Origin of the sequence: Pantoea sp. BR_17, from assembly GCF_041955125.1 — a bacterium.
In the GTDB taxonomy this organism is placed as follows: Bacteria; Pseudomonadota; Gammaproteobacteria; order Enterobacterales; family Enterobacteriaceae; genus Pantoea; species Pantoea stewartii.
Window position 1 is genome coordinate 333,920 of the sequence record NZ_JAVAXT010000001.1, and the last position, 17,114, is coordinate 351,033.

Annotated in this window: 12 protein-coding genes; 9 read left to right on the forward strand and 3 right to left on the reverse strand. The window is 54.5% G+C overall.

Going from position 1 to position 17,114, the window contains the following annotated elements; all coding sequences use genetic code 11:
- Positions 1-189: 189 nt before the first annotated feature.
- The 5 genes from guaD to dcp are packed head-to-tail and all read left to right on the forward strand — an operon-like array spanning position 190 to position 8,177.
- Positions 190-1,518 (forward strand): guanine deaminase, encoded by a 1,329-nt coding sequence (guaD, locus tag RAC60_RS01525; RefSeq protein WP_110267476.1) that lies wholly within the window; start codon positions 190-192, stop codon positions 1,516-1,518.
- Positions 1,515-2,954 (forward strand): xanthine dehydrogenase small subunit, encoded by a 1,440-nt coding sequence (xdhA, locus tag RAC60_RS01530; RefSeq protein WP_185199414.1) that lies wholly within the window; start codon positions 1,515-1,517, stop codon positions 2,952-2,954. Before guaD ends, xdhA begins: the two co-directional genes overlap by 4 nt.
- The gene (gene xdhB / locus RAC60_RS01535; RefSeq protein ID WP_375092470.1) at positions 2,944-5,301 is read left to right on the forward strand and encodes a xanthine dehydrogenase molybdopterin binding subunit; all 2,358 of its coding nucleotides are present in this window, start codon (positions 2,944-2,946) and stop codon (positions 5,299-5,301) included. The genes xdhA and xdhB overlap by 11 nt, the downstream gene beginning before the upstream one ends.
- Complete coding sequence (gene xdhC / locus RAC60_RS01540) at positions 5,298-6,074, forward strand: xanthine dehydrogenase accessory protein XdhC (RefSeq protein ID WP_375092471.1); 777 nt, start codon at positions 5,298-5,300, stop codon at positions 6,072-6,074. Before xdhB ends, xdhC begins: the two co-directional genes overlap by 4 nt.
- Positions 6,075-6,134: 60 nt before the next feature.
- Positions 6,135-8,177, forward strand: coding sequence for a peptidyl-dipeptidase Dcp (gene dcp, locus RAC60_RS01545; protein ID WP_375092472.1), 2,043 nt, complete (start codon positions 6,135-6,137; stop codon positions 8,175-8,177).
- A gap of 35 nt (positions 8,178-8,212) precedes the next feature.
- Here the strand turns inward: dcp and hpxO are convergent, their stop codons facing one another.
- Positions 8,213-9,370 carry an FAD-dependent urate hydroxylase HpxO gene (hpxO, locus tag RAC60_RS01550; protein ID WP_039340296.1) on the reverse strand — a complete coding sequence of 386 codons (1,158 nt, stop codon included), beginning with the start codon at positions 9,368-9,370 and terminating at the stop codon, positions 8,213-8,215.
- Positions 9,371-9,639: 269 nt separating this feature from the next.
- Between hpxO and RAC60_RS01555 the strand changes: the two genes are divergently transcribed.
- On the forward strand, positions 9,640-10,821 hold the full coding sequence (locus tag RAC60_RS01555; RefSeq protein WP_006119208.1) for a glycosyltransferase family 4 protein: 1,182 nt from the start codon (positions 9,640-9,642) through the stop codon (positions 10,819-10,821).
- 336 nt (positions 10,822-11,157) lie between these two features.
- A complete protein-coding gene (gene ampC / locus RAC60_RS01560) occupies positions 11,158-12,300 on the forward strand; it encodes a class C beta-lactamase (protein WP_375092473.1) in 1,143 nt (380 codons plus the stop codon).
- Positions 12,301-12,350: 50 nt separating this feature from the next.
- On the opposite strand, the gene RAC60_RS01565 is transcribed toward ampC, so the two are convergent.
- Entirely contained in the window at positions 12,351-13,244 is an 894-nt protein-coding gene (locus RAC60_RS01565; protein WP_262959093.1) for an SDR family oxidoreductase, read from the reverse strand.
- Positions 13,245-13,854: 610 nt separating this feature from the next.
- Here RAC60_RS01565 and RAC60_RS01570 point away from each other — a divergent pair.
- Positions 13,855-14,604, forward strand: a complete 750-nt coding sequence (locus RAC60_RS01570) for a LuxR family transcriptional regulator (RefSeq protein ID WP_039340302.1) — start codon at positions 13,855-13,857, stop codon at positions 14,602-14,604.
- Here RAC60_RS01570 and RAC60_RS01575 read toward each other — a convergent pair.
- Positions 14,576-15,208 carry an acyl-homoserine-lactone synthase gene (locus RAC60_RS01575; protein WP_006119202.1) on the reverse strand — a complete coding sequence of 211 codons (633 nt, stop codon included), beginning with the start codon at positions 15,206-15,208 and terminating at the stop codon, positions 14,576-14,578. The genes RAC60_RS01570 and RAC60_RS01575 overlap by 29 nt on opposite strands.
- A 521-nt stretch (positions 15,209-15,729) precedes the next feature.
- Between RAC60_RS01575 and RAC60_RS01580 the strand changes: the two genes are divergently transcribed.
- The gene (locus tag RAC60_RS01580) at positions 15,730-17,109 is read left to right on the forward strand and encodes an MFS transporter (RefSeq protein WP_054633740.1); all 1,380 of its coding nucleotides are present in this window, start codon (positions 15,730-15,732) and stop codon (positions 17,107-17,109) included.
- Positions 17,110-17,114 lie beyond the last annotated feature (5 nt).

Genomic DNA, 17,114 nt, shown 5'->3' on the forward strand with positions numbered 1-17,114 from the left:
AAGAATGGCAACCGTTTGCGTCGTGTATTAAGACGTTTTTTCGTTGCGCAACGAATATTTTTGATTAAGTTGCTGATATATAAGTTTTTATTTTATAAGCAAGGCTGGCATGACTCTTGCAAAATGTTCAGACAGAGACCAGGGTTAAGGCACAGGGCGACATTTACCCCGCCCGGCAGAGGAAACATTATGCTGACATATACGGACGCGGCGATTCGCGCCAGCTTCTTCGATTTTGCCGCAGTGGCACACGATCCCGAATCGATACTGGCGCAGGCACGCTATCTGGACGATGGCGTGCTGACGCTGCGTGAAGGGCGTGTTGTCGATCTGCGTCCCTGGCAGGAGAGCACAGACAGCCTGAATGCAGGCGGCATGATTGACCTGCGCGGTAAGCTGATCATCCCGGGCTTTGTCGATTGCCATATTCATTATCCGCAAACGGAAATGATCGGTGCCTTTGGCGAGCAACTGCTGGAGTGGCTGAATCAGTACACTTTTCCCGTGGAAGCGCAGTATCACTGCCCGGATCATGCTGCGCAGATGTCGGCATTTTTCCTGCAGCAGTTACTGGCGAACGGCACGACCAGCGCGTTGATTTTCGGCACGGTGCACCCTCAGTCGGTAGACGCGCTGTTCAGCGCAGCCGAGGCGCTTAATATGCGTATTATCGCAGGCAAAGTGATGATGGATCGCAATGCCCCGGACTACCTGACAGAAACGCCAGAAGAGAGCTATGCCCAGACGGAGGCGCTGATTGCGCGCTGGCACGAGCGCGGCCGCCTTAATTATGCGCTGACGCCGCGTTTCGCTCCGACCTCTTCTCCGGCGCTGCTGGAGAAAGTTCAGGCGCTTCGCCAGCGTCACCCGGATGTCTGGGTTCATACGCACCTTAGCGAAAACCCCCACGAAGTGGCCTGGGTGAAGCAGCTTTTTCCTGACCATAACGGTTATCTGGATGTGTATCATCAGTATCAGCTGACCGGGCGCCGCAGCGTATTCGCGCACTGTCTGCATCTGGAAACACAGGAGTGGCAGTGCCTGCATGATACGAACTCCGCCATAGCATTTTGCCCCACCTCAAATCTGTTTCTGGGCAGCGGCCTGTTCAATATCCAGCGGAGCTGGCAGCAGGGCGTTAACGTGGGCATCGGCACCGATGTAGGCGCCGGCACCACCTTCAATATGCTGCAAACGCTGGGAGAAGCCTACAAAGTGGGGCAACTGCAGCAGTACAAACTGAGCGCCGCAGAAGCGTTTTATCACGCCACACTGGGCGGCGCCCATGCGCTGGATCTCGACAAACACATCGGTAACTTCGCCCCGGGCAAAGAAGCGGACTTTGTGGTGCTCGATCCCGCCGTGTCCGCCTTGCAGAGGTTACGCATGGCAAACAGTAAAGATATCTGGGAAAAACTGTTTGTGCTGATGACGCTCGGCGATGACAGAAATATCGTACAAACCTGGGTTAACGGTCGCCCCGTCTGGCAATCCGCTGCAAAGGAGAACGCCGCATGATTCAGTTCCTGCTTAATGACCGTCCCGTGACAGAAGAGCAGCTCGATCCCAATCTGACGGTCCTGTCGTATTTGCGTACGCATCAGCGTCGCTGCGGCACCAAAGAGGGCTGTGCCTCCGGCGACTGCGGCGCGTGTAGCGTCACATTGGGCAGTGTCGTAGACGGGAAGCTCACCTATCAGACCGTGAACAGTTGCCTGATGCTGGTCAGTGGGCTACAGGGTAAGCAACTCATTACGGTTGAGGATTTACGCCAGGGAAAAAGCCTGCATCCGGTACAGCAGGCGATGGTGGACTGCCATGGCTCGCAGTGTGGATTCTGTACGCCGGGTTTTGTCATGTCGCTGTTTAGTCTGCAAAAAAACCAGCCTGAGTGGAATCGTCAGCAGGCCGAACATGCGCTGGCGGGTAACCTGTGCCGCTGTACCGGTTACCGTTCCATCATGGCGGCTGCCGAGCAAAGCCTGAGCGATGTTCAGCCCGACAGCTTTGATCGTCAGGCACAGCAGGTGACTGAACAGCTGATGAACCTGACACACGAGGCTATCCAGACGCTGGAAAAGAACGGTCGCACCTGTTTTATCCCGAAAACCGTGCAGCAGCTTGCCGAATGCTGTATCGCCCATCCTGATGCCGCATTGCTGGCGGGCGGCACCGATCTCAGCCTGCTGATTACCCAGCGCGACCAGCATCTCCCCAAAATGATTGCCCTGGGGCAGGTTGACGCACTGAAAGCCTGCGGCGAGGACGATAAACACTATCAACTGGGTGCCGCTGCGTCGCTGGAGCACATTGCCGATTTTATGGCGACGCGCATTCCGGGTTTTGCCGGAATGCTGACGCGCTTTGCCTCGCTACAAATTCGTCAACTCGGCACGCTGGGCGGCAACCTTGCGAACGCTTCGCCGATTGGTGATGCCTCGCCTACGCTGCTGGCGCTTAATGCATCGCTACTGCTGCAGCACGGCGACACGCAACGCACCGTGCCGCTCGATGGCTTTTTCACGGGCTACCGACAGACAGTGCTAAGGCCAGGGGAGTTTATTCACACCATTCTGATTCCTAAAGTGACAGTGTCACCGGATTTCGTGGCCTGGAAAGTCTCAAAACGGTTGGATGATGACATTTCAGCGGTGTTTGCCGCCTTTAATATTCATACCGATAACGGCATCGTCACGCGTGCGCATATTGCATTCGGCGGTATGGCGGCAACGCCGCTTCGTGCGGTCGCCTGTGAACAGGCGCTGTGTGGTGCCGCTTTATCGCCGGAAACGCTGGCGAGAGCCTGTCAGGCGCTGGAAGCGACGTTTCAGCCGCTGAGCGATTTCCGGGCCAGCGCAGATTACCGTCTGCAGGTCGCCTGTAACCTGTTGCGTCGTTATGTTTACCGTTCAAACGGACTCGCCATCACAGAGGTAAGCCGCTATGTCTCATAATCGTCCGGCATTGCCTGATTCTGCGTTACCCGTCCTGTTCGCCAGCGATATGACCACGGGCGTAGGACGTAGTCAAAAACACGAAAGCGCGGAAAAACACGTCTCCGGTGAAGCGCAATATATTGATGATAAAGCAGAACAGCCGGGCTTACTGCACCTTTGTCCGCGTCTGAGCGACCACGCGCATGCGCGTATTACACGTGTCGATCTGCAACCCTGTTACGCGGTTCCGGGCGTAGTACGCGTACTGACCTGGCAGGATGTGCCCGGCGTCAATGATATCGGGCCCCTACAGCCAGGCGATCCGCTTCTGGCACAGGATATCGTCCACTATGTGGGCCAGATTGTGATTGCCGTACTGGCCGAAACGCCCGAAGCGGCGCGTCAGGGCGCTAACGCGGCGATGATTGAGTACGCCAGTCTTCCGGCGCTGCTGGATGTCGAAGACGCGCTGAAGCAGGGCAGCTTCGTGCAGGAACCCCATATTCATCAGCGCGGTGACGTTGAGGCGGCACTGGCGCGCGCGCCGCATCGGGTTCAGGGGGCGTTCCACATTGGCGGACAAGAGCATTTCTATCTGGAAACGCAAACCGCCCTGGTGATTCCCGGCGAAGACAACGCATTGCAGGTCTTTTGTTCGACGCAGAACCCCACTGAAATTCAAAAGCTGGTGGCCGAAGTCATGGGCATCACCATGAACAAGGTCACGATTGATATGCGGCGTATGGGCGGCGGATTTGGCGGCAAGGAAACCCAGGCCGCCGGTGTTGCCTGCCTGTGTGCTGTCGCCGCCAGGCTGACCGGGCGCGCCGTGAAAATGCGCCTCGCGCGGCGTGATGACATGCGTATTACCGGCAAACGGCATCCGTTTTTTGTGCGCTACGACGTGGGGGTTGAGGATGACGGCCGCTTGTGTGGCGTGAAAATCGATCTGGCAGGTAACTGTGGTTACTCACTGGATCTCAGCGGATCGATTGTGGATCGGGCAATGTTTCATGCCGATAACGCGTACTACCTCGGCGATGCGCGGATTACCGGTTACCGCTGCCGCACCAATACCGCGTCCAATACTGCGTTTCGCGGGTTTGGCGGCCCGCAGGGCATGGTGGCGATAGAGCAGATTATGGACCATATCGCCCGCGAGCGCGGAATCGATCCGCTGACGCTGCGTAAACGGAACTACTACGGTAAACACGAGCGCAATATCACGCATTACCACCAGCAGGTGAAAGATAATCTGCTGGATGAGATCACGGAACAGCTGGAAATCAGCAGTGATTACCACGCGCGGCGGGAAGCTATCGCGGCCTTTAACGCCAGCAGTCCGCTGCTAAAACGCGGTCTTGCGCTGACGCCGGTGAAGTTTGGGATTTCTTTCACCTCAAGTTTTCTCAACCAGGCCGGTGCGCTGATTCTGATCTACACCGATGGCACAGTACAACTCAACCACGGCGGAACGGAAATGGGCCAGGGGCTCAATACCAAAGTGGCGCAGATTGTCGCGCAGGTGCTGCAAATCGATATCGATAAGATCCAGATCACCGCCACAGACACCGGCAAAGTGCCCAATACATCGCCGACCGCGGCTTCCAGTGGTACGGATCTGAACGGCAAAGCGGCGCAAAATGCGGCGGAAATCCTGCGTGAACGCATGCGCACTATGCTGTGTTCGCTGCATAACTGTCTCCCCGAGGCGGTAAGTTTCAACAACGGCGTGGTGCGCGCAGGCGATCACTATTACACGTTCGCTCAGGTCGCCCAACTTGCCTGGCTGAATCAGGTGCCGCTCTCCGCGACGGGATATTATCGCGTGCCTGGCATCCACTACGATCGTCAGGCTGGTCGGGGCGAACCGTTTTACTATTTCGCTTACGGGGCCGCCTGTTGCGAAGTGATTGTGGATACGCTGACGGGCGAATACCGGTTATTACGGGCGGATATTCTGCATGATGTCGGGGCCTCACTGAATCCAGCCATTGACATCGGTCAGGTCGAGGGCGGCTTCGTGCAGGGGCTGGGCTGGCTGACCTGTGAGGAACTGGTCTGGAATGACAAAGGCCAGTTGATGACGAACGGTCCGGCCAGCTACAAAATTCCGGCAATAAGCGATGTGCCCGCCGATATGCGCGTCACACTGGTCGAAAACCGTAAGAATCCGCAGGATACGGTATTCCATTCCAAGGCAGTGGGCGAGCCGCCTTTTATGCTGGGGATCGCCGCCTGGTGCGCATTACAGGATGCGGTCGCCAGTCTCGCGGACTATCGCCAACATCCGGGGCTGGACGCGCCTGCTACGCCGGAGCGGGTATTCTGGGGCGTACAGCGTATGGCCGGGAGGCGCGGATGATTTTCCATGACTGGATAAGCATCCTGCACCATCTCCGTGAAACGCGCCAGCCTTGCGTACTGGTCACTGTGCTGCGCGATCGTGGCTCGGTGCCCCGGGACGGCGGCGCTAAAATGGTGGTGACGGCGAAGGAAACCTTTTTAACAATTGGCGGCGGACATCTGGAATTTCAGTGTATCGCGCAGGCCCGCGCACTGCTGGAAAGCGGGCAGGCCAGCCCGCACACAGAGGATTTCAGTCTGGGGGCACGGCTGGGCCAGTGCTGCGGCGGCATGACCACCATGTTATTCGAACCCCTGTTGCAGGCACAGCCGGAAATCCTGGTATTTGGCGCGGGCCATGTGGGTCAGGCGCTGGTGAATGTGCTGGCAACGTTACCCTGTCACATTAACTGGATTGACAGCCGGGAAAATATTTTTTTATCCGTGCCGCCCGGGGTGCGCATCCAGCAGCCTGACGATCCGCTGGACGCAGTGGCTGAGGCACCCGCTGGCAGCTATTATATCGTGATGACGCACCACCATCCGTTGGATCTGACGCTCTGTGAAGCCATTCTCAAACGGGGAGATTTCCACTACGCTGGCGTCATTGGCTCGCAGACAAAAAGCCAGCGCTTTCGCTATCGTCTGGCCGGCAAAGGCATCGACGACGTCCGGCTGGCGCGCCTGCGCTGCCCGGTGGGCTTACCCGATGTAAAAGGGAAACTGCCCGCCGAAATCGCCGTGGCGATTGCGGGTGAGATTATTGCGGTGTACCAGCAACAACGCGGATAGGTTGTTCTGCCCGAGGCGACCTGCCACTATGAAACACTGTGTAGACTATCAGGAGCGCCTATGAACGCCCGTCAAAACCCTTTCTTTAGCGTCAGCAGTCTGCCTTATCACACGCCACCGTTTGACCAGATTCAGGAAACGGACTTTTTGCCCGCGCTGCAGGCCGGTATCGAAGAGAAACGTCAGGAAGTCCTGGCTATTGCGACATCCGCTGATGCCCCGACGTTCCAGAATACCTGTGAAGCGCTGGAGAAAAGTGGCCAGCTGCTGACCCGGGTAAGCCTGGTGTTTAATGCCATGACCTCGGCGAATACCAGCCCCTATTTACAACAGATCGATGAAGAGATTACGCCCCAACTGACCGCGCTTAATGATGAGATCATGCTGAATCGTCCGCTGTTTTCACGCATCGATCAGGTCTATGTGCAACGAAACCAACTGGATGCCGAATCCAGACGTCTGGTAGAAATTCTCTGGCAGCGCTTTCAGCTTGCCGGTGCCAATCTGCCCGAAGCGCAGAAACAGCAACTGAAAACCCTGAATCAGGAGGCGGCGCGGCTCAGTACCCAGTTCACGAATAAGCTGCTGGCGGCCACGAAGGCCGGCGGTCTGGTCGTCGAGGATGTGCAACAGTTAGCCGGTCTGAGCGCGTCCGATCTGGCCGTCGCCAGGGCCGCCGCGAAGGCGCGCGGTCTGGAAAACGCGTGGCTGTTGGTGCTGCAAAACACGACGCAACAGCCCGCGCTGCAATCGCTGACGGTGCGCGCAACGCGCCAGGCCCTGTTTTATGCGGCCCTGACGCGCAGTGAGAAAAACGATGATAACGATACCCGACAGTTAGTGCTTCGGCTGTCACAGGTGCGTGCCGAACAGGCGAGGTTGTTAGGATTCGCCAGTTTTGCGACCTGGCAACTGCAGGATCAGATGGCCAAAACGCCCGAGGCCGCTCTGGCGTTTATGCGTAATATTGTGCCTGCCGCCCGGGCAAGGGCCGAACGCGAAGCCGCGGCGATTCAGCAAACGATCGACAAGCAGCAGGGGGATTTTACCCTCAGCGCCTGGGACTGGAATTTCTACGCCGAGCAGGTCAGGCGGGCGCAGTACGATTTAGATGAGAATCAGATCAAGCCCTATTTTGAGCTCAACACGGTACTGGAACAGGGCGTTTTCTGGGCGGCCACGCAGCTTTATGGTATTACGTTCGCGCAACGTCACGATCTGCCGGTTTACCATCCGGATGTACAGGTGTACGAAATTTTCGATGCTGACGGGAGTGGGCTTGCGCTGTTTTACACGGACTTCTTCAAACGCGACAGTAAAGGCGGTGGCGCCTGGATGAGCAACTTTGTTAATCAGTCCACGCTCCTCGACAGCAAACCCGTGATTTACAACGTCTGCAACTACACGCAACCCGCGGAGGGGGAACCCGCGCTCCTGAGCTGGGATGAGGTGATAACCCTGTTTCATGAGTTCGGGCATACGTTGCACGGCCTGTTTGCCAGCCAGCGTTATCCCAGCCTGTCCGGCACAGCAACGCCACGTGATTTTGTTGAATTCCCTTCACAAATCAACGAGCACTGGGCCAGCGAGCCACAGGTGTTTCGTCATTATGCCCGCCATCACCAGACGGGTGAGCCTATGCCCGCCGAGCTGCATGAAAAAATCATCAGGGCGGGCAAGTTTAATAAAGGCTACGAGATGAGCGAGCTGCTGGCCGCCGCGTTGCTGGACCTACACTGGCACAGCCTGGATGGCGGTCAGCCGGTACAGTCTGTTGACGGATTCGAGCAACAGGCGCTGCGCAGTGATGATCTCGATATGGCGGCCGTCCCGCCGCGCTATCGCTCCAGCTATTTCCAGCACATCTGGGGCGGTGGCTATGCCGCGGGTTATTACGCTTATATCTGGACGCAGATGCTGGCGGATGACGGCTACCAGTGGTTCGTCGAAAACGGCGGGCTGACGCGCAAAAATGGCGATATTTTCCGCCAGCAAATCCTGTCTCGCGGCAACAGCAGTGATCTCAAAGCGTTATATGAAGCCTGGCGCGGGGGCGAACCGAAGCTTGAGCCGATGTTAAAAAATCGCGGCCTGGCCGACTGAGCAACAAAGGGCGGAGAATCCGCCCTTTGTTTTTTTTACCCCAGCGGACCGCCTTCAATGGTCTCGCACAAGCCCGCCAGTACGCGCTCGCCGGTTTCATTTCTTAATGACTGATACCACTCCGACGTCATCACCGGATCTTTTGCATGCGTGATATCACAACGCTTGCGCGCTTTCAGAACCAGGTCTTTGACACGGTCAACGCGGCGCGCCTGATAACGCAGCAGCGCATCTTCGATGCCAAGCGAATGCGCAGCCAGGGCTGAAGCCAGTACAATGGCATCTTCCATCGCGGCACAGCCGCCCTGACCAATATCCGGCGTGGTGCTGTGCGCGGCATCGCCAAGCAGCACCACCCGGCCTTTCACGAAGCGCTGAAACGGCTCGATATCGTGAATTTCAACCCGGTTGGTGGTGTCCACATCAATGGCCGCAATCAGTTTTTGCACCGGGGCTGCCCAGCCGCTGAAATAGCGGCGCAAATCGTCACGTGCGGTAGTGCGGTCCTGTTCCAGCCCCGCAGGCAGCGGGACATCAAAGAAAAAGTAAAAGCGGTTTCCGCTTACCGGCATTAACGATACGCGCTTGCCATCCCCTACAAAGGTTGTCCACTGGTCCGCAGGCGCGATGGACTCATCAATGTTCACCAGACCGTTCCAGTTCACATAGCCCGCGTAACGGCGTGGCAGCTTTTCCCCCAGCACATAGTCCCGCACAACAGAGTGCGTGCCGTCTGCCGCGACCAGAAAATCGCCTTCAGCCTGGCTGTTGTCTTCGAAGGTGGCGACAACGCCCGTGGCGTGCTGTTCCACCTGCACGATACGTTTACCAAAATGCACTCTGTCGCGGCCGTATGCATCCAGTAGCATGGCCTGCAACTCGGCGCGGGCAATCGGATAGGGGAATTCACCTACCTGCTGCACCAGCGGCGATAAACTGAACCGTGTCAGGGTTTCACCCGACAATGCATCCTTATAGGCCATAAAGGCCATATTACCGCCCAGCGCGCGGACTTTGTCTTTCAGGCCCAGCGAATTCAGGCATTTCACGCCATTTGGCCAGACCGAAATCGCAGCGCCGACGGGCCGAATGGTTTTTACCGCCTCATAGACTTCCGTCTGAAAACCCTGTTGCTCCAGCGCGAGGGCCGCCGTCATGCCGCCCATTCCGCCACCGATAACGATCGCTTTCATATGTTCTCTCCTTTGCATTGCGTCATATCTTGCAATTTTTGTTCCAGGCGATGAAAAGGCGGCAACCCGTATGAACAGGGCGCAACTCGCTGATATTGAGGAATAATCTTTCCAGCCTGCACGCAAACCGTGCAAAAGGCCGCACCGCGCCAGTGCAGGAATATTCTGTAAACCACATAAATCACGCGCTTTTAAGATGTTGCCTATGAAACATGCAATTCAGAGCGTGATATAGATCACGCCCTACGACAACGACTTCGGAATCTTTCATGAAAATTGGCATCAGCAATACGCACTATCCGGAGCAGCGCAATATCCTGGTGAATCCGGACAATCACTACATCAACCTGAAAAAGCGCAATCTGTTTTATTTCCTCAATCCGCTGCGTACACGTTTACTCAAGAAGAATAAACGCTTTGTGTTTGTCCCCGTGCCCTTCGCAATAGGGGAGAAGCCCGATATCCTGCATCTGTTTAATGAAGTCGCCATCACGCCCATGAACTGGGTCGCGACCTTCGAGACTGAGTTGCCGCGTGTTCTACCTGTAGCGGGCGTCGCCAAGCAGGATAATCCTGAACTCAAACAACTGATTCCGTATTTGCTCAAGGATAACTGTTTTGGCCTGATCGCCATTTCCGATGCCACCTTACATATTCAGATGAAGCTGTTTAAACCCGATGTCGCCGCGAAAATTCGCGCAAAAACGTTGGTGATGCATCCACCGCAAACCCTGTTTACGCAACAGAAGCGCCCACGGCAAAGCGATAAACTCCGCCTGGTGTTCGTTGGCAACGAGTTTTACCGTAAAGGCGGCGCAGAAGTCGTGCTGGCCATCAGTGAGCTGATTGAAACGGGACAGATTGATGCTGGCCAACTCGACGTTCAGTTGATTGGTGAGCTGACGAAACGTCATAATGTTGCCCATCGCGCTTTCCAGGATAACGACGCGTTTTATCGGGACATTGAAGATCGCATCACGCGCCATGCCTGCTTCACGCACCATTCCCGCAAGGATAATCGTGAACTGATGCAGTTGTTCCAGCAAAGCGATGTGGGGTTGCTGCCGACCTGGCAGGAAACCTACGGGTTTTCCGTACTGGAAATGCAGGCCAGCGGCTGTCCGGTATTGACCAGTAACGTTCGTGCGTTGCCTGAAATTAATCCGCCCACCGCCGGTTGGCTGATTGATGGCGAACTCAACGATGACCGCGAATATCAGGTCAACAGCGAAGCCGAGAAACACCGGCTACGTCGGGCATTAATAGACGGCATTAAGACAACCCTGCTGGACATTCTTGCGCAGCCACAGCAGTTAACGGAAAAAGGCGAGGGCGCGATTCTGCGCATCAAGCAGCAGCACGATCCGCGTCAGTATTGCGCCAGACTGAACGATATTTATCGCCGTGGCGTGGTCCAGGCCGTGGAACATCCGCCCGCGCTCTCAATTTAGCAAGATTTACCAGACGTTATGCGTCAGAGTCATCATACTTGTCTGACGCATATCTCTGGAGATCGGTTATGAAAAACTTGTATGCTCTGCTGCTGACCTGCTTCATGGGCAGCAGCGCCCTGGCGCAGCCTGCTCACACGTTTCCCCCTCGCACACCGTTGCCGCAACTCACGCCCGTCGCGGCGAAATGTGATCTCTCCAGCTGTCAGACTCGCTGTTATGTTGAGCAATCTCATTGTAATACGCGAAACTCAAGTGACTGCAGTACTCAGGCACAGCTCTGTGTGCAATCCTGTGCGGCACAGTGTCAATAACCTGTCACCTGAATGAGTACTGATGAAATCTTTTCTCACTGCATTACTGATTGCGTTTACCGCCAGCGCCCAGGCGGCTGACTTGTCGTCTCAGACCATCGCCGAACGGGTGAAAAGCGTGATTGATCCGCTGATGGCGCAGCAGGGCATTCCCGGCATGTCGGTCGGCGTGCTGTATAAAGGTCGCCCTCAGTACATTAACTTTGGTGTGGCCGATACCGCGAGCGACCGGCGGGTAACAGAAAATACGCTGTTCGAACTGGGGTCCGTCAGTAAGACATTCACGGGCGTGCTGGCGGGCGTGCTGATTCGTAACGGTGCGCTGCGTCTGAACGATCCGGTCTCCCGCTACTGGCCCGCGTTAAACGGCCCGCAGTGGCAAAGCCGACGGATGGTCCATCTTGCCACCTACAGCGCAGGCAGACTGCCGTTACATCTGCCCGATGAGGTAACCAGTCAGGATGAACTACTGGCTTACGCGCAGCAGTGGCAACCGGACGCCGCGCCGGGTACACAGCGTCACTATTCTCATGTCAGTATTGGTCTGCTGGGCTATTTGATGGTGAAGGGGGAATTTGAGGAGGCGATGCAAAAGGACGTTATCACGCCGTTGCGGCTGACACGCACCTTTTATACGGTGCCCCCGTCGATGATGTTTGATTACGCCTGGGGTTATCAGGACGGTAAACCGGTACGCGTCTCGCCGGGTATGCTGTCAGCAGAGACCAGCGGCGTGAAGTCCACCGCGCGCGACATGATGGCTTTTATGCAGGCCAATGCGAATCCCAATGGATTGTCGTCCGGGAATACGGCATTGCGCAATGGCATTCTGACCGCGCAGTCTCGTTACCTGCGCGCAGGTGAACTGTATCAGGGGCTGGGGTGGGAAATTTACCCCTGGCCCATTGACAGCCAGACGATTGTTGCCGCCAGTGACACTCAGGCCGCGCTGTCCACACAGCCCGCGACCATTCTGAGCCCGGCTCAACCCATGGATCGCGCCAGTTGGGTGCATAAAACCGGCTCCACAAAGGGCTTTGGTGCCTATATCGCGTTCGTCCCGCAACAAAACAGCGGGGTAATCCTGCTGGCCAATAAAAACTATCCCAATCCGGAGCGTATCAACGCGGCGGTTGCCATCATGGCTATGCTGGCGTCGGACTGAACTAAAAATGGCCGCACAGGGCGGCCATCATATCGACGGAGATCGATGCGTTACACTGTGCCTGTACCGCCGTCTGAACACCACACCTGACCGGAGGCGAAACTGCACTCATCGGAAGCCAGAGTGACATAGAGCGGTGCGATTTCAACCGGTTGACCGGGACGGCCCAGCGGCGCATCAGCACCAAACTGTTCCACTTTTTCCTGCGGCTGGCCGCCACTGGGCTGCAGCGGTGTCCAGTACGGACCTGGCGCAACGGCATTCACGCGGATGCCTTCCGGCCCCAACTGTTTTGCCAGCGCTTTGGTAAAGGCTACATTACAGGCTTTGGTCTGCGCATAATCCAGCAGGATATCGCTGGGTTTAAACGCCTGCACAGATGAGGTATTAATAATCGCTGCACCGCGCGGCAGGTGAGCCAGCGCCGCTTTTGTTAACCAGAAGGGCGCGTAAACATTCGTTTTAAAGGTGGCATCAAAATCTTCGGTGCTCAGCGTACGAATGGATTCATTAAACTGCTGGCGTCCGGCATTATTGACCAGAATATCCAGTCCGCCCAGTTGGTCGGCGGCTTCATTCACCAGTTTCTGGCAAAAGGCTTCAGAGCGCAGATCGCCGGGAATGGCGACGGCTTTACGGCCTTCGGCTTCAATCAGTTTAATCACTTCAGCCGCATCGGACTCTTCTTCTGGCAAATAGTTAATTGCCACATCGGCACCTTCACGCGCATAGGCGATGGCCACAGCGCGACCGATACCGGAATCTCCCCCTGTGATCAGGGCTTTACGGCCAGTCAGACGACCGTGACCACGATAGCTGGTTTCACCGTGGTCGGGAGGCGGGTCCATTTCGCTCGCCAGGCCGGGTGCCTGCTGCGGCTGCTGTCTGAACGGCGGCTTCGGGAAACGATCGGGATCGAGAATAGCCTTATTTGACGTTGTCATGCGTAAGCTCCTTAAACAGTCGTGTCAGAGAACTTAAGCCTGGCACAGATGTGATTTTTGTCACATTCAAATGCTTATTATTTGCGCTCAGGCAGTTAAAAAACGGCAAAAAGACGTTTTTAATCCCCTGAATTTACCGATAAGCGCAGCGGAAACAGTGGAATATAGGGCCAGCGGCGCCGCATTCAGGGGCGCAGACCAGTCTGACAGGAAACAGAGAGGGCGTGCACGAAAGGGGAATAGCGCCTAAGTGGCTGAGAAACTAGCAGTTATTACGGGAGAAAATAAGAGATTGTATTAACAGTCATTAAGGGGGAGAATTGCTGCAGATTGAGTAACCGTGAATGTTTGTACAAATGTTTCAAAGATGTTACTATGAGTGTCCCGGCCAGCATCACTTTATATTTTGTGACGTCTGGCCGGACGTTTTCCCTGGTGTTGGCTGTTTTAGCGACCTGGCCGTACAGGTCAGGTTTTTTTTTACCGCTAAACAACTGAAGCCATTGTAACCTCTGAATGATTCATTGTAAGTTACTCTTAAGTATCATCTTACCTGTACTATAGTGCAGGTTAAGTCCACGTTAAGTAAAAGAAGCAGCATGGAGCCTGAATGTTTTCTTTTTTCCTTGAAAATCAAACAATAACGGATACGCTTCAGACTTACATACAGAGAAAGTTATCTCCGCTGGGTAGTCCGGATTACGCTTACACTGTTGTGAGCAAAAAAAATCCTTCAAATGTTCTGATTATTTCCAGTTATCCTGACGAATGGATTAGGTTATACCGCGCTAACAACTTTCAGCTGACCGATCCGGTTATTCTCACGGCTTTTAAACGCACCTCACCGTTTGCCTGGGATGAGAATATTACGCTGATGTCCGACCTGCGGTTCACCAAAATTTTTTCTTTATCCAAGCAATACAACATCGTTAACGGCTTTACCTATGTCCTGCACGACCACATGAACAACCTTGCTCTGTTGTCCGTGATCATTAAAGGCAACGATCAGGCTGCGCTGGAGCAACGCCTTGCTGCCGAACAGGGCACGATGCAGATGCTGCTGATTGATTTTAACGAGCAGATGTACCGCCTGGCCGGTACCGAAGGCGAGCGAGCCCCGGCGTTAAATCAGAGCGCGGACAAAACGATATTTTCCTCGCGTGAAAATGAGGTGTTGTACTGGGCGAGTATGGGCAAAACCTATGCTGAGATAGCCGCTATTACGGGCATTTCTGTGAGTACCGTGAAGTTTCACATCAAGAATGTGGTCGTGAAACTGGGCGTCAGTAACGCCCGACAGGCTATCAGACTGGGTGTAGAACTGGATCTTATCAGACCGGCAGCGTCAGCGGCCAGGTAGTGACTGCGACGGGCGGACAGCCCGTACGTGACACCACATCACCACCGAGTTGCTGCTTGTCATCCTGACCTGCTGGCAGCGTCAGCAAATAGATACGTTCCTTTTCGGTCAGGAAAGCCTCTTTAATGACTTTGATTTGCCAGCCAGAGCGAGTGAGAATTTTCAACATCGCGCGGCTGACAATCGTATAGATATTGCCGTAGGCATTATTTTGCGCCCAGTTCACCATCGCTAAAAACAGGACCTGGCTGATAGGGTAGTGCTCACCTAACAGCGCACGTGCGCGGGCTTTGTCGACAAAAAAACGGCTGGATTCGGTACCATAGGCGGGCAGGGTGACATCACTGAAGCAGTGCTGAAAAGTGTGCGTGATCATGTTGGGACGATCGAGGCTGGTAAAACGTACGCTGCACACTAATTGTCCTTCGCAGATTCCCAGAATATAACGTGTACCTGGCCCATCAAATTCATCGGACTCCATTCCCTGACTGCAAATGACTTCCCATCCCAGACGATCGCTAAATGTTTTCTTGCGAAGTTTATAAAGTTCTTCTGAACGGGTGGTTTGCAGTTCTTCGTAACTGACGTCAAACAGTTCAAGCATTCCATTTCCTCTTAAAAGTTACTGCGGCCCTCGCGGTTATCCTGCACTGATTTTACAAGTTTTTCACTATGACGTTCAGTTAATTAACCATTATTCGAGCGAATGGCGTCGTTTTCTGTCTGTCAATGGGCAGGATAAAGCGTCTCAAGCGGTAAAACTGTCCCTGAAGGGATATTATTTGTCATAACGCGGCAGAACACAATACAAATAGTAACTAAACAATACTATTTCAAAAATGCATATTTTCCCAGTCGGTTTGTGCTAAAGGGGCATTTAACAGATTAATGCCAGATGCGCATCGCTATTTTTCATCCCCGGTTCGCGCAAAATTTTATATTAGAGAGTAATCAATATGTCCTGTATCACAAACCACAGAAAAAACTAAAAAACATAATTTGGCTGTTAATTTCGGTAATTGTTGACCTGGCGCAGTTTACTAATACTTGAGCCGGGCCTGCCTGCGCGTGGGCCAGGGATAGCTGATTAAGACAGGTAATTACCGAATTATAAGGCGAATTATAATGACTATATCCTCTGAGCTTAAAACGAAAGAAAAACTGGGTTACGGCATCGGTGATGCCGCCAGTTCGATGGTATGGCAAACCGCCACCTTATTTCTGGCCTATTTTTACACGGATGTGTTCGGCTTACCGGCCGCGATTATGGGCACCATGTTTTTAGTGGTGCGCCTGGCCGATGCGTTTGTCGATCCCTGTATTGGGGCACTGGTCGATCGTACCCGAACCCGTCATGGCCGTTTTCGCCCGTGGCTCATGTGGTTCGCGATTCCGTTCGGCGTCAGTTGCCTGATCACCTTTTACGTGCCGGATGCCGGCCCGACCGCCAAAATTGTCTATGCCTGCGTCACCTATGCAATTCTCAGTTTTATTTATTCTGCTGTCAATGTGCCTTACTGCGCGATGCCCGGAGCCTTGACCCTGGATCCACGCGAGCGCCATTCGCTGCAATCCTGGCGGTTTGCCTGTGCGTTTATCGGCGGACTGGTGGTCACGGTGATCGGCCTGCCGCTGGTCGAATTGCTGGGGCAGGGAGACAAGGCAAAGGGTTACCTTTACGCCATGGGCCTGATGGGATTTCTGGGCGTGGTGTTAATCTACTGCTGCTTCTTTATGACGCGTGAGCGTTATTTACCCCACAACGATACAGCGGGGTCAATGTGGTCGGATCTCAAGCTGCTCGCTAAAAACAATCAGTGGCGCATCATTATTATTTTTAACATCCTGCTCCTGACCGCCGTCGTGACGCGCGGCTCATCGACCCTGTATTACATGAATTATGTCTTACGGCGACCTGACCTGGTCTTTACTTTTATTGTGACGGGCATGATAGCCGCATTATGCGGTGCATTTTTATCAGAACGTATATTAGGAAAATTCGACCGCATTCGTGCTTATCAGGTCTGTCTTGTCAGTTTTGTTTTCTTTCTGACGGTCATTTATTTAATTCCACCGTCCCAGGTCTGGTTAATCATTGGGTTAAATATTGTTTTTGGCTTTGTTCAGAATCTGACCACGCCTGTTCAATGGAATATGTTTTCTGACGTCGTGGATTATGAAGAACATCGCAGCGGCAGACGTCTCGACGGCCTGGTTTTCTCAACCGCCTTATTTGCCATCAAATTTGGCCTGGCCATGGGCGGTGCCGTCGTGGGCTGGATCCTCGGTCTGGTGCACTACCAACCCGGCGTCGCTGCACAGTCACCCCAGGTCATTACCACCATCAACCTGATGCATAACATCATCCCCGGCGTGCTGTTTATCGCCATGCTGCTTCTGCTTTTTTTCTACCAACTTAACAGCCCGCGAGTCAATGCGATTGCCGAAGCGCTGGCGGCAAAACGCGCCGCAGAAGCCCGACACGATGCTGAAAACACAATTTGATCTCA

Bases quoted from the DNA above. Each gene is read 5' to 3' on its own strand.
- guaD (WP_110267476.1), top strand. From the start codon at position 190: ATGCTGACATATACGGACGCGGCGATTCGCGCCAGCTTCTTCGATTTT.
- xdhA (WP_185199414.1), top strand. From the start codon at position 1,515: ATGATTCAGTTCCTGCTTAATGACCGTCCCGTGACAGAAGAGCAGCTC.
- xdhB (WP_375092470.1), top strand. From the start codon at position 2,944: ATGTCTCATAATCGTCCGGCATTGCCTGATTCTGCGTTACCCGTCCTG.
- xdhC (WP_375092471.1), top strand. From the start codon at position 5,298: ATGATTTTCCATGACTGGATAAGCATCCTGCACCATCTCCGTGAAACG.
- dcp (WP_375092472.1), top strand. From the start codon at position 6,135: ATGAACGCCCGTCAAAACCCTTTCTTTAGCGTCAGCAGTCTGCCTTAT.
- hpxO (WP_039340296.1), bottom strand. From the start codon at position 9,370: ATGAAAGCGATCGTTATCGGTGGCGGAATGGGCGGCATGACGGCGGCC.
- RAC60_RS01555 (WP_006119208.1), top strand. From the start codon at position 9,640: ATGAAAATTGGCATCAGCAATACGCACTATCCGGAGCAGCGCAATATC.
- ampC (WP_375092473.1), top strand. From the start codon at position 11,158: ATGAAATCTTTTCTCACTGCATTACTGATTGCGTTTACCGCCAGCGCC.
- RAC60_RS01565 (WP_262959093.1), bottom strand. From the start codon at position 13,244: ATGACAACGTCAAATAAGGCTATTCTCGATCCCGATCGTTTCCCGAAG.
- RAC60_RS01570 (WP_039340302.1), top strand. From the start codon at position 13,855: ATGTTTTCTTTTTTCCTTGAAAATCAAACAATAACGGATACGCTTCAG.
- RAC60_RS01575 (WP_006119202.1), bottom strand. From the start codon at position 15,208: ATGCTTGAACTGTTTGACGTCAGTTACGAAGAACTGCAAACCACCCGT.
- RAC60_RS01580 (WP_054633740.1), top strand. From the start codon at position 15,730: ATGACTATATCCTCTGAGCTTAAAACGAAAGAAAAACTGGGTTACGGC.